We start from the raw sequence: 11,983 nt of genomic DNA, 5'->3' as shown, positions 1-11,983 counted from the left end.
ACATCAAAAAGCGTCTAATTGTGGAGGAGAGCATGAGGGATTCCTACGCGCTGGCCGCCAATCGTGTCGGCTTCTTCGCATACATCCTTGCCGCGGCTCTGTCCGTGGTCCCATTGTCCCAAGCGTCTGGCGGGGAAAACGGTCGGCTGGTGATGGCGGCAACGGGAGGGGACTACGAGCGCAAGCTCAGGGAGTTCGTCTTCGAGCCCTTTTCCCGGCAGACCGGTATCGAGGTGGTGCTCGTCAGCGGCACCACGGGGGAGTTTTGGGCAAAAGCGATGGCCATGTCGGAAGCGGGACATCTGCAGTGGGACATGATGGAGGCAGGCTCCGGCGATGTGTTCGTGCCCGCGCGCAACCGCCTGCTTGTCGATCTTGGCGAAGACTGCGCCCTGGTTTCCAAGGCAAAGTCCGATGGCGCCGGCGAGATCTGCCATCGCTTCGGCGTCGTGCCGACCTACGGCGCCACGCTCTTGACCGCAAACCGCACGATGTTCGATGGTGGCGCACCCAGTAGCTGGAACGATTTCTTCAACGTCGCCGACTTTCCGGGACCGCGATCGCTGCCGAACTTCAGCACGCCTTGGCGCGTGCTGATCGGCGCTCTACTTGCCGACGGCGTCGCGCCGGACAAGCTCTTCCCGCTCGATCTCGATCGCGCGTTCGACAAGCTGGACCAGATTCGGCCGCATATTTCCCTTTGGTGGAAGACGGGCGACCAGATCCAGCGTGCGCTCCGTGATCAGGAGGTCGCCATGACGCTCGTGTGGAACACGCGCATCGACTTCCTTCGCGACGAGGGACTGCCGCTGCAGCGGGTTTGGCGGGGCTGGACCCTCAACGAAGCGGATTGGGTGGTGTTTAAGGGCGCGCCGAACCGGCAGAACGCGCTGCGCTTCCTCAACTGGTATTTCGATCATCCAGAGGTCCAGGCTGCTTTCGCGCAGGCGATCGCCGCCTCACCCACCACCAAGTCGGCGCTGGAGCTGCTGCCTCAGTCCGATAAAGAGGACAGCCCAATCTTTCCCGATAACTTCAAGGGCGTGGTGGAAGTCGACTACACTTGGCTCGCCAACCACCATGCGGAGATCGTCGAGCGGTGGAACAGGTGGATCGCGCAGTGAGGTGCAAGACGCCATCCTGGGCTGGCTGAGTTAGCAACATCCAGTCCAGGCGTCGGCTAGCCGCGTCCCTCGCACCACGGCCGCCCCTGCCGAGGCTGTACGGTGGGCACCCCGCCGGCAATCACATGCGCCTGGACGTTGCTTGCCTCAGCTTGCCAGCCACAAGTTCCATCGCTCCAGCACGGCCTGGCGATTGGCAGCCAGCCAGCTTCGGTCGACATCCACGATCTGGGACCAGTTGGCGGGATTGACCGCACTTGCCTGGTGGGATTCTTCCGACAGGAAATTGAGCGCTTCACGCTGGGCCGTGGAACCGAAGGATTCCTCCGCGAACACGGCATGCGCTCTTGGCCTCGTATAGATGAAATCCAGGAGCGCCAAGCCGGCATTCGGATGTGGCGCACCTTGCGTCAGGGCCCAAAGCGCTGCATCCATAATGGCGCCATGCCAACTGACGCTGATAGGCAGGCCTTCCCTGCGAAGTCTGAAGGCGCGACCCGAAAAGAGCATGCCCATCACCACTTCGCGCGTGCGGAACATCTGCTGGCTCTGATCACCGCTTCTCCACCACACGCTTATATGCGGCTTGATTTCGTCGAGCTTGGCAAAAGCGCGATCGAGATCGAGCGGAAACAGATCATCGCGGCCGACGCCATCCGCTTGCAGGGCCGCCATCAGCGACCACCACGGAGTGCCGATATTCGGCAGCGCTCGAGGTCCGGGGAATGTTTCCACGTCCCAAAAGTCCACCCAGTTGGATGGCTGACGCCGGTTGTCGGGAAAGCTGCGCTCGTCAAAAGCAAGAACTGCGCCACCGACGTCGAACAAGACGCCGTGACCGAGGCACGCGCCATCGACGCCGCGAAGGCCGACGTCGGGGAGCATTGCGCAGTCCCCCAGGTCAAAGAGCAAGTCCGCGACATCGGGTGTCAGCATATCGGCCGAAAGGGTAATCACGTCCCATTCGACACGCCCAATGCTCGCCATTGCTTTCAGCTTCGCGAGTTTGTCGCCGTAGCTTCCGCCCGTTGTGACCACGTTTATGCCCGTGGCCGCCGTGAAGGGGACATAAAAGTGCTCCCGGACAAGCTCACCATATGCGCCGGTTCCACCGGCCACCACCACCTGGCTTTCGCCGGCTGCGTGAGCGCCCTCGGCAAGGCCTTCAAAGCCGGTGGCTGCCCGCACATCGAACGGATGGATGCCGAAACCCGCCGTGGCGAAGGCGCTCGCGGAAAGCGCCAGCACGTGACGACGCGTCACGGTCCTTGCAATTCCTGGTTCTCCCATGTCCGCTCCTCCTGAACGATTGTGATGGCGACTTAAAATATGAAATTTGATGTAACAAACAACCAACAAGCCCGTCAAGCATGCGGCGGCTGGATAGGCGCTGAGGCCTGTGTGCGGGCGAGGCAATCCGCGCGCTGGCTGTTATTCAGCGCTGCGGCTGATCCTTTCTTACGGCTTGGCCTTATTCAGCCGGGCGGCATGGAATCAGGATTTATGTTGCATCAAACGTCAGGATGACGATAATACCCCATCGAGTTGCAAAACCGATCAAAGCGGAGGCGCCACCCGTGCCAGTCTCGATCAGTCCGCCTGCAATCGTCACAATGCCACATCGCCCGTCCGCTGCACGGACAGGCATCTGCAGGCAACGCGCGCCTGCCATCGCCGCTTCCTACTAACACTAGGCTTGCTCTTGCGGACGTTTTGCCATGCAGCACGACTCGACCTCGACGGACCAGCGTTTGCCTTCCAACGCCCCAGAGCCATGTGATCTCGTTGTTCACAACGCTTCAGTGTTCACGATGGATGCCCAGGATACGGTTATCGCTGGTGGCGCACTGGCCGTCCGAGATGGTCGGATCCTCGCGCTGGGAGCCGGACGGAGCATTCTCGCCCGATATTCGGCTGACGAGGTGATCGACGCTGGCGGCGCCGCGCTCCACCCAGGCTTTATCGACGCACATGTTCACGTGTCACAATATACGGCGCGCTCAGTGCTGCCCCTGATGGAGGGCAAACCCATTACAATGGGACATTGGAAGGGCGCCTTGACTCCGGAGGATGAGCAGGCGAGCGCTCTACTGGCGGCCCTGGACTACCTCAAATGTGGATACACGGGGTTTGTCGATCCCGGTACGATCTTTGCGCCTGACGCAGTGGCAGCCGTCGCCGACCAAGCCAATATCCGCATCTGGCTGGCGGATCCCTACATTGCCGATCGCGCGGCATCGCTGGCCATCAACTTACCCGAACTTGCCAGCGAAAGCTTTCTAGCGCGATGGCCATCGGGCTTGGACGAGGCGCTTGGACGCTTGGGCTCGCAGCTCTTTCGGAACAGGGATCGGGACGGTCTGGTAAGGGCCTTCATCGGTCTATATGGAGAAGCAACGGATTCGCCCGAGCTTTATCAGGCAGCGCTGGATTTGGCGTGCGCGAGCGGGGTCCGTCTCCAAGAGCATCTTGGTTATCTTCCCGCCTTTCAACTCAACCGGGAAAACATTCTGGATCAGCCGCTTCTGACCTACCTCGACGGTCGCGGCTTCCTCGGCCCCAATGTGACCTTCATCCACATGAACTTGATCCGTAAGAACGAAATCGCACTTCTGGCCGATCGCGGCGTCCGGGTGGTCTGGTGTCCATACGGGCAGCTGCAGATGCTCGGCCGTCCCGGCACGCAGGCGCGCATGGCCGCCCTGCAAAGGTCGGGCATTCCGATCGGGATCGCCAGTGACATCCCCCGCGCCAGCGCGTTCGACGGTCTTGGGACTTTGGCCTTGTGCGCTTCGACAGCTGCCGGAGATCCCGTGGCTGCGAAGGAGGTGTTGCGGATGCGCACGTCGGGGGCTGCCGCAACCGTCGGCGCCGAGGACGAGGTTGGCAGCTTGGAAGTCGGGAAACAAGCTGATTTTGTCATACGACAGCCGAATGAAGCGATTGGCTTCGCCTCTGATCCAGCGCTTGAACTGGCTGTGATTGGCGGCCGGCACACAATCAGAAGCGTTTTTGTTGCAGGCCGCAGGACTGTCGATGCCGGGCGCGTTGTCACCGGCATTGACGAGGTCGCCGTGACCACTCAAGCGCACCGTTCGGCACGCGCGATCTCCGCAAGGATCGGACTTTGCGCCTAGATTATCCGACGAGCGAGCTGCGGCCTAACGCACTGCCAAGGCTGAGATTGTCGGCACCGGCGTGCGCCCGCTGGCGACGCCTCCAAGACCCATTGCCTTGCCAAGGACAAGTGCCAGCCTGCCGTCCTGTCACAGACCATTGCTGGCTTCCCTCCCTTGCGTTCCCGATCCTCTGCGGCGCTACGATCAAAGTGAGAGTTCGTCTTCCACCCAGATCGTCGCGCTATAATCCTTGATGGCCCAGACCGCCATAGCGTCTCCGCCCTGCTCATTTCTTATGATGCCTGCTGGCTGAGCCGGCTGTTGCGCTTTCAGGGCCATGAATAACAAACACGCATTTGATGCCGTCGCCGTGTATGCGATCGTCAGCATGCTTGAAGCCAATCTTTTCGACCGCCCGCACCCCGCGTTCATTCTCCGCCCGGACAACGGCGACGATGCGATGCACCTTGAGCCGACAGAAAGCGAAGTCCAGTACGGCTCTGCCGGCTTCGGGACCAATTCCTCGGCCTGCCGCATGCCCGAAGAAGCAGTGACCGTATTCGACGTCGGAGGTATCTTCAAAATAGCGTAGACCGGCGCGGCCAACGAATACATCGCCATCCTGTCCACTCTTTAGAAGGACCGCGAAAAAGCCAAAGCCGTGGCGCTGCCAGTCCCGCAGATAGTGCTGCATCCGTCGACGCGTGTCCCTGCGGGACGGGGCCTGCCCGCCGAAGATTGCCCCTGCCACAAATGCATCCGTGTGCAGCCGGTGCACATCGGCAAAGTCCGATGCCGCCACAGGTCGCAAAAGCAGCCGGCGTGTCTCCAGTGCAATCATGATCGAGCCAAGCCGCGTAGGAGATAGACCCCAAAGACGATTGAGGCGGCGGACAGGACTTGCCGGGGTTGCGGAATGTCGCCGAAACAGGCTGCCCCAAGCAGCGCACTCAGGACTGGAACGAGGTAATGATGAAGGCTCGCAAAGGCCGCACCGCCGAGGCCGATCAGATAATAGTAAATGACATAGGCAACTGCGGTGGACGCCGTGCCAAGCAGCATGGTGGCGGCGATCGCGCCACGGCTTGGACAGATTGCCCAGGGCTGGTCAAAGATAAGGCTCATCGGCAACAGCATCGCGATCGCGCACATCGTGACAGCGCTCCCGACGACCACGGGATTGTCGACGGGCAGCTTGGCGACCGCACGACCCGACATCGCATAGCTGGCAGCCGCCCCTAGCAGAATGAATCGTGACTGCCAGTCGGCGTCGATCGCCTTCGCATTGGGTTCGCCGAAGAAGGCAAGCAGCCCCAGCGCGCCCACCAGCAGGCCGAGGACTGTCGTCCTTGCCGGCATGACCGGCGGGAATAGATGCGACAGAGCCACCGCGAAAAGTGGCGCCGTCGCGACAAGGACGGCCATTTCGCCTGTCGGCACATTCACCGACACCGCCGCAATGAGAAAAAGCGGCACAGCATGCCCAAACAAGGCTACCTGAATGTAGCCTGCCCACAGGACCGGCACCGCGCTCGGGGGATCGGCGTGTGTCAGCCTCAACCAGATTCGAAGGACAAAGTAGGCGACCATCAGCCTGGCAGTTGCCAAGGTGGCAGGCGGAATCTCGGCCGTGGCGATCCTCGTGAGGATGTAGGAGCCAGCCCAACAGACCGACACACATGCCAGCAAAATGTATGCGACGCGCGAACGATCGGTTGAGGCTCCACGGCTGGTCATGCGTTTTTGCTCTGCTTCTATCGTTGGCGGGGTCGCCGCTCTCAGACGGATCGGCGATTGACTTGCCTGCCGCGATTCCTCCGGTCGAAATAGAACGATCCTGCGTTCGCTGACCGTTCCTCAACCGGCGTCTGCGCACCGGTCGATCCTGCGGCAAAGCCTCTCCAGTTCGACAAGGTCGTGGCTTGCCGTCAGGCAGATGCGAATGCCCGCCTCTCCGCGGGCAACGGTGGGAAAAAACGTGACAGAGGTGTAGAACCCCTCGTCCAACAGTTCCTCGGCAATATCGATGGCCGCAGGCTCGTCGCCGATCCTGATCATACGGATGGGCAGCGGTGTTCCGCGCTGGGCGGTGCATATCCGCTCGTCGAAGAATGCAATCCGCGCCGCAAGCTCGCGCTGGCGGTTCGCAAGTTCGCACGTGCGATGGATCCGTGCCGAGGCGAGCGCTGCACCCACGGCCGCCAGATTAAGCGAGGCCGAAAACGCATGCGGCAGGGAATAGCACCGGAAAAGCGCCTCCTGGCGAGCGGTGCCGAGCATCAGCATTCCGCCCGACGCGCCGAACCCCTTTCCGAGCGAGGCAGCGATGATCGTGCGCTCGCCAAGGTCGGAAGGCAGTTGCGAGCGCGCGAAGCCTTCGCCCCGCTGGCCAAAGATGGAGATCCCATGCGCATCGTCGATGTACAGGAAGAGGCCGTATCGCTCCTGAAGCTCAGAAAGCTGCCGGACCGGTGCCTGGCCGCCCATGGAATAGATGCCGTCGCAGATATAGGCGACCTGCGGATGCCTTCGGCAAATCCGCTCCAGGGCGTCGAGATCGTTGTGCGGGATCGTATCTACCTGGCTCTCATCGGCCACAACCGGCTTGTGGAAAGCGAGCGATGCATGCGCGAGCCGGTCGAATACCATGCGCGGCTTGCGGCCGCCCGTCAGATGTCCCGAGGCGATGATCGGCAGGGCTCCCATGTTGGCGACCATCACCGTCGAATAGGCAATGACGCGCGCGCAAAAGAGCTGCGACAGGTTTTCCTCAAGCGCACCCACCAGCCCGAAATTCAGCCGCGTGCGTGCGCACGACCAGTGAAGTGAGCCGTACTCCTCGATCGCCGCCACAGCTCCCGCGACCACAGCAGGATGGTTGTCGAGGCCAAGATACGAACAGCGCACGAAGTCGGTCGCCTGCCTTCCCTGCCGCTTGCCCCTCGTCAGAAGGATGGTGCGGCCTTCGGTCGAACGGCAATGGACACCCATCAGGCCGCGCCGGTACGCCTCATCGAAATGAGACCATGTACGGTCGATGACCGAGGCTGTGTTGCGGTAGCGTGTTTGGCGCGATGCGTTTCGCGCATGGTCCTGTGCCGGCATGATGGCGCTCACAAAGATATTGGCGACGAGCCGCTCGAGGAGTTCGCTTTAGAGGAATACTACAAGGCGCTATTGTTATTCGTAGTATAATTATTGAAGATATTAATAAATGTGAGGCTAGGTTTCAGTAACAAATTCCGATGTGCGTCATATATAAACACAACTTGCAATATTCACTGCATGTAGAACAGTTGGATTTTTATAATGCCGCTTCTCAATGACGCGGCGATGTGGAACGAGAAGATCCGCTTGTCGACTGTTGTGCCTTCGGCGAGCCAAAGCGGGGTCTGCTTTGACCGAACGGGTTGTTGCGAACAGCCCTGCGGTGCGCCCTGATTTCGTTTTGGCAGGCGAGGGTGCTCGCTGCCGAGGGACCGGGCCCCATCGTCTCGTTCAGGCGCCGTTTTCATCGTTGAGTGTATAGCCCGCCGCCCGCACGGTGCGGATGAGATCGCGTCGGCCGAGCCTCCGCAAAGCCTTGCGCAACCGGCTGATATGTACGTCGACCGTGCGGGCACTCACATGGATGTTCTCCGGCCAGGCCGCAGCGATGAGCTCGGCACGGCCGAATGTCCGGTCGGGGTATTCGAGGAGAACCCGTAGAAGGCGGAATTCGATCGCCCCGAGTTGAACCTCCTTGCCGCCGCAGCGCACGCGGCCGCTTTCGGGCCGTATTTCGAGGTCGCCGTAGACAAGGGTGTCTCCACCACCCAGCGCAGAGAGCGGCTGCTGTGCCCTCGGCAACCGTGCGCGTAGATAATCCAGGAGCTTGGCCGGCGCCACCGGCCGAACCAGGCTTTCGTCGACGCCTGCCTTGAGAAGCGCAATGTGCTGATCCTCCGCTCCCGGCGCGATCAGCCCCACAACAGGGATTGCACGCGTAACCTCCTCCTGTTTCAGCCTTGTGCACAGGTCCGGCCCGAACAGGCCGTTGCGCCCGCAGTCCAAGACGAAAGCAGCCGGTGTAGTCTCCGCCGCCAGCCGCAGCGCCTCCTCAAGGTTGCCGGCCAGGACGCTGTCGAAGCCGTCCACCCTCAGGATGTGCTCGAGGATCAGATAGAACTCCGCGCTCTGCGAGCAGATGACCACCAATGGCTTCATGGGCAGTCCCGCCGAGGCGCAAAATACGGGCGGATTGCGACGTACATTGCGGCCCCAGGCTGTCCTTTCCCCACCGTACGACGAGCGCCGTTCGGCATCCACGGGTGCGGAATGGCGCAATCTCGACGGTGCCTACCGCGTTCGCCAAGCGCCGTGAAGGTGGTAGATCTTACACCGGCAAATCGCCTCTCTTAGGGGTATACTTGCGGCACAAGCCCCCGTTGGCCCCGGAGGAAACCACCGGAACGAATGCGCATCACCGGAGGATCACGTGGTGGGCCAACGCTGCCGGCAGCTGTCTTTGCCGTTCGGCGGATGCTGTTATAAGGGAACCATGCGGCAGTCACGCCGCGTCGAGCACAGGGCTGGATGAAGACAAGCATCGACCATCTGCCGGAACACAAGCAGCGCGAGTTGGCGCGCGTCGTCGATATCCTGCACGAGGAGTTCGAGGACGCGCTGGCGGAGGGCACGGCCGAGTTCAAGAAGAAGGGTCGCATCCTCAAGATCATCCTGTTCGGCTCCTATGCGCGCGGCGACTGGGTGGATGAGCCGCACACCATGAAGGGCTACCGATCTGACTACGACCTCCTGATCGTCGTCAACAACCGCAAGCTTGGCGACTTTGCCGCCTACTGGGCCAAAGCAAAGGACACGCTCTTGCGCGACCGCGGCGTGAAGACGCTGGTGAGCTTCATTGTTCATTCGCGGCGCGAGGTGAACACGGCGCTGCGCGAGGGGCAATATTTCTTCACCGATATCCGCCGCGAAGGGATCGTGCTCTATGAGCTGGACGAGGAGCCACTCGCGGAGCCTAGGCCATTGACGCGTGAAGATGCCCATAAGGTGGCCAAAGAACACTATGAGGGACGCTTTCAACGCTCGCGAGGGTTGCTCGACACGTTCGGCTACGTGTTTGGTCGGGGCCGCCTGGAGGAGGCGGCCTTTCATCTCCATCAAACGATCGAGCAAGCATACTCGACATTGCTACTGGTGTTGACCAATTACAGCCCGCCCTCGCACAATCTGGCTTTTCTTCGCTCGCTTGCGGAAGACCAAAACAGGGCACTGGCGGACGTCTGGCCGCGCGATCAGCGGAGATTTACCTCCTGGTTCAATACGCTGAATGAAGCGTACGTAAAGGCCCGCTATTCAAATCACTACGCGATCAGCGAAGAAGCGCTTGCCTGGCTCGGTGAGCGTACCGCCCGATTGCACGAGTTGGCCGAGCAGGTCTGCCGCGAGCACCTTGAAATGCTGAAAGACAACGGTGATTTGAGTTGAGCGTCTACAGTAGCTCACTCCAGACAGAATCGGCAAACGTATGCACCATCTTTAGCAGAAGCGATCGCGCGTTTCCCGACGATTGCTCATGTCGCCGGAACCTGTAATATTCAAGTCTACGCGAGGATACGAGAAACGAAGCTCATTGCGCCTCGCGCCTTCCGCCGAAGGGTCAGGGACGGCACGACTATGTCCGGGGTAAACGCCCCGCGATCGTGGCTCACTTCCGTGGGTTTTCAACGTCCGGCCCAGCGGCAGCTGCCGCCCGCGCCGGTACACCCGCGGGAGGTTTGGCATGGCAGAACGCAAATATGAGGAAATAATGGCCGGCGACGGCGACCTGACGCTGTGGGACATTGGCGATCCCGCCGAGGCGGCGGATGCGGCGGTCGCAACGTATGGTCCAAAGGCATCGCTCGCAGCGGCATCGGCGGCCTTCACGGCTCGCTATGCCGGTCGCGACACGGATTTTCGTTTCTGGTTCACGGTTTTCAGTGAGCTGCAGCGCAGAAACCGAGCCGGCTGAGCTTCATAGGACGGAGCTTCCACGCCTGGACGTTCTCTTGGCGCATCTCCTCGCTGAGTGGCCGTGGACTGCCGCCAGGTCCTAACGTCCCGGCCGGCTGGCCGGTTCCAGGGCTTGCGCCGCAACTCATACGTGCTCAAGATGATGTCAGGTAGGTGGCTGCGACTGCAGGCGCCGAAGGCCTGCTGTGCAGGCCATCCGTGGAAATGGATGGGCTCGGGAGAGGGGAAATGAACGCGTCACAGTTTTTCCACCATGTGTTGCTGTTGGCGAATGCGACCGGCATCGACGCGCTTGTCGAGACCTATCGTGCGGCGATCCGAGAATTCGGTCTGCGATACTTTATTCTGACCGGTTTGCCGGCCTCCGGCCAGAGGTTCGAAACTCTGATCCTGGAGCGTTTCTGGCCGGACGATTGGATGTCGCACTATCTTTCGTGCGGCTACGTCAGGCAGGATCCCGTCGCGGTCGCCGGTGCTTCCTGTACGAAGCCGTTCACCTGGAATGAGGCTACAATTAGAGCCAGAGACCTTGGTCCGGCGGCAGGCCGGATCATGACGGAAGCCGCGGATGCCGGCCTCAAGGCAGGGTTCTGCGTTCCGGTGCCTGTCCGCAACGCACGCAGCGGCTGCATATCCCTGGCGGGGGAATCGCCAAGCACGAGACCGGATATCCTCGAGCCGCTGAATGTCCTCTCGCTGACCTTCGCAAGCAGACTGCAACTCCTCATTCCTACGCGGCAAGGACGACCTCGACTGTCAAACCGCGAATGCGAAGTGCTGACCTGGGTGGCCGTCGGCAAGACAACCTGGGACATCTCCCACATCCTGTGCATCTCCGAATCAACCGTCAACAAACACATCGCCAGCGCGATGCGGAAGCTGGATTGCGTCACGCGCACTCAAGCGGTTGTCAAAGCTCTCGCCCTAATGGAGATAGCCGCCTGATCCAAAGCGCCGGTCAATGGCCAAGAATGGCCATAGCTCGCGTGCGCACTCTCCGAAGAATGTCGCTCCGGACAAGGAGCGGCAGTCTTGGTGATTCACGTCGTTAAAGGAGCAGGCGCCCACCGCTACCGGGAGCTGCTGGAGGAGCACTATAGGTTGCGGCACGAGATCTTTGTCGCCGAACGCGGCTGGACGGATCTCTTCCGGACCGACGGTCGGGAACGGGACGCATACGACACGTCCCAGACGGTCTACGTGCTCGCGACCCATGAGGGTCATGTCACCGGGGGCTACAGGCTTCTTCCTACCACATCGCGCCATCTTCTCGGGGATCGTTTCGCACATCTTGTCGACGGTCCGGTGCCGCGCGGTCACTGCATCCGGGAATGGTCGCGGTTCTTCATCAGGAAGGATCGTCGGGGAGGGCAACTGTTCCGGCAACTGATGAAAACCATCCCCCCGACATGCAAATCCCTCGGCATTACCACCCTTACCAGCGTGATCGAGCCCGACTGGCTGGTGCGGTTTGAGGCTGCCGGCTTCCCATGCCGAATTCTCGGACCTTTTGTTGAAACAGACGGGATGCAGCTTGCCGCCGTGCAACTGGATATCGGCCGCGTTCCCATAGGTCGACGTTGAAGGACAACGGATGATGGTTCCATGCAAGGCAGTTGATCGGTCGCCTCGCGGTGCATTCATGTTGAAAAGTCCGACCGTCGTCGTTGCGCGCAAGGGGCGTGTGTTTTTCGTCGTCGGTAGCCTGGCATCGACCATCAT

The 11,983-nt window shown here is 61.0% G+C and carries 11 protein-coding genes; 6 read left to right on the top strand and 5 right to left on the bottom strand.

From position 1 onward, the window contains the following. The first annotated feature begins 32 nt into the window (after positions 1 to 32). Positions 33 to 1,124: an extracellular solute-binding protein gene (locus tag N5A92_RS24915; RefSeq protein WP_260907129.1), complete on the top strand. Its 1,092-nt coding sequence runs from the start codon at positions 33 to 35 to the stop codon at positions 1,122 to 1,124. Positions 1,125 to 1,271: 147 nt separating this feature from the next. Here N5A92_RS24915 and N5A92_RS24910 read toward each other — a convergent pair whose 3' ends face one another. Next, entirely contained in the window at positions 1,272 to 2,492 is a 1,221-nt protein-coding gene (locus tag N5A92_RS24910) for an ABC transporter substrate-binding protein (protein WP_260907127.1), read from the bottom strand. A gap of 350 nt (positions 2,493 to 2,842) precedes the next feature. On the opposite strand from N5A92_RS24910, the gene N5A92_RS24905 reads away from it, so the two are divergent. Beyond that, entirely contained in the window at positions 2,843 to 4,261 is a 1,419-nt protein-coding gene (locus tag N5A92_RS24905; RefSeq protein WP_260907125.1) for an amidohydrolase family protein, read from the top strand. Positions 4,262 to 4,529: 268 nt separating this feature from the next. On the opposite strand, the gene N5A92_RS24900 is transcribed toward N5A92_RS24905, so the two are convergent. From N5A92_RS24900 to N5A92_RS24885, 4 genes are all read right to left on the bottom strand, one after another. Further along, on the bottom strand, positions 4,530 to 5,084 hold the full coding sequence (locus N5A92_RS24900; protein WP_260907123.1) for a GNAT family N-acetyltransferase: 555 nt from the start codon (positions 5,082 to 5,084) through the stop codon (positions 4,530 to 4,532). Further along, on the bottom strand, positions 5,081 to 5,980 hold the full coding sequence (locus tag N5A92_RS24895; RefSeq protein ID WP_260907121.1) for a DMT family transporter: 900 nt from the start codon (positions 5,978 to 5,980) through the stop codon (positions 5,081 to 5,083). Before N5A92_RS24895 ends, N5A92_RS24900 begins: the two co-directional genes overlap by 4 nt. A 120-nt stretch (positions 5,981 to 6,100) precedes the next feature. Next, positions 6,101 to 7,348 (bottom strand): aminotransferase class I/II-fold pyridoxal phosphate-dependent enzyme, encoded by a 1,248-nt coding sequence (locus tag N5A92_RS24890; protein ID WP_260907120.1) that lies wholly within the window; start codon positions 7,346 to 7,348, stop codon positions 6,101 to 6,103. 393 nt (positions 7,349 to 7,741) lie between these two features. Then, positions 7,742 to 8,449: a response regulator transcription factor gene (locus N5A92_RS24885; RefSeq protein ID WP_260907119.1), complete on the bottom strand. Its 708-nt coding sequence runs from the start codon at positions 8,447 to 8,449 to the stop codon at positions 7,742 to 7,744. Positions 8,450 to 8,818: 369 nt separating this feature from the next. On the opposite strand from N5A92_RS24885, the gene N5A92_RS24880 reads away from it, so the two are divergent. The 4 genes from N5A92_RS24880 to N5A92_RS24865 all read left to right on the top strand — a co-directional run bounded on the left by N5A92_RS24880 (position 8,819) and on the right by N5A92_RS24865 (position 11,845). After that, on the top strand, positions 8,819 to 9,733 hold the full coding sequence (locus tag N5A92_RS24880) for a nucleotidyltransferase and HEPN domain-containing protein (RefSeq protein WP_260907118.1): 915 nt from the start codon (positions 8,819 to 8,821) through the stop codon (positions 9,731 to 9,733). Between the two features lie 295 nt (positions 9,734 to 10,028). Beyond that, positions 10,029 to 10,259: a hypothetical protein gene (locus tag N5A92_RS24875; protein WP_260907117.1), complete on the top strand. Its 231-nt coding sequence runs from the start codon at positions 10,029 to 10,031 to the stop codon at positions 10,257 to 10,259. Positions 10,260 to 10,489: 230 nt separating this feature from the next. Then, positions 10,490 to 11,206, top strand: coding sequence for a LuxR family transcriptional regulator (locus tag N5A92_RS24870; protein WP_260907116.1), 717 nt, complete (start codon positions 10,490 to 10,492; stop codon positions 11,204 to 11,206). Between the two features lie 90 nt (positions 11,207 to 11,296). After that, the gene (locus N5A92_RS24865; protein ID WP_260907197.1) at positions 11,297 to 11,845 is read left to right on the top strand and encodes an acyl-homoserine-lactone synthase; all 549 of its coding nucleotides are present in this window, start codon (positions 11,297 to 11,299) and stop codon (positions 11,843 to 11,845) included. Positions 11,846 to 11,983: the final 138 nt, after the last annotated feature.

Source organism: Chelativorans salis (assembly GCF_025336525.1).
In the GTDB taxonomy this organism is placed as follows: Bacteria; Pseudomonadota; Alphaproteobacteria; order Rhizobiales; family Rhizobiaceae; genus Chelativorans; species Chelativorans salis.
The sequence above is the reverse complement of the archived record's forward strand: the minus strand, read 5'-3'. Positions and strand labels throughout refer to the sequence as shown.

What these genes read in the sequence shown, in the direction of transcription:
- N5A92_RS24875 (WP_260907117.1), top strand. Translation starts at nt 10,029, where the DNA reads ATGGCAGAACGCAAATATGAGGAAATAATGGCCGGCGACGGCGACCTG.
- N5A92_RS24880 (WP_260907118.1), top strand. Translation starts at nt 8,819, where the DNA reads ATGAAGACAAGCATCGACCATCTGCCGGAACACAAGCAGCGCGAGTTG.
- N5A92_RS24895 (WP_260907121.1), bottom strand. Translation starts at nt 5,980, where the DNA reads ATGACCAGCCGTGGAGCCTCAACCGATCGTTCGCGCGTCGCATACATT.
- N5A92_RS24885 (WP_260907119.1), bottom strand. Translation starts at nt 8,449, where the DNA reads ATGAAGCCATTGGTGGTCATCTGCTCGCAGAGCGCGGAGTTCTATCTG.
- N5A92_RS24915 (WP_260907129.1), top strand. Translation starts at nt 33, where the DNA reads ATGAGGGATTCCTACGCGCTGGCCGCCAATCGTGTCGGCTTCTTCGCA.
- N5A92_RS24900 (WP_260907123.1), bottom strand. Translation starts at nt 5,084, where the DNA reads ATGATTGCACTGGAGACACGCCGGCTGCTTTTGCGACCTGTGGCGGCA.
- N5A92_RS24870 (WP_260907116.1), top strand. Translation starts at nt 10,490, where the DNA reads ATGAACGCGTCACAGTTTTTCCACCATGTGTTGCTGTTGGCGAATGCG.
- N5A92_RS24905 (WP_260907125.1), top strand. Translation starts at nt 2,843, where the DNA reads ATGCAGCACGACTCGACCTCGACGGACCAGCGTTTGCCTTCCAACGCC.
- N5A92_RS24890 (WP_260907120.1), bottom strand. Translation starts at nt 7,348, where the DNA reads ATGCCGGCACAGGACCATGCGCGAAACGCATCGCGCCAAACACGCTAC.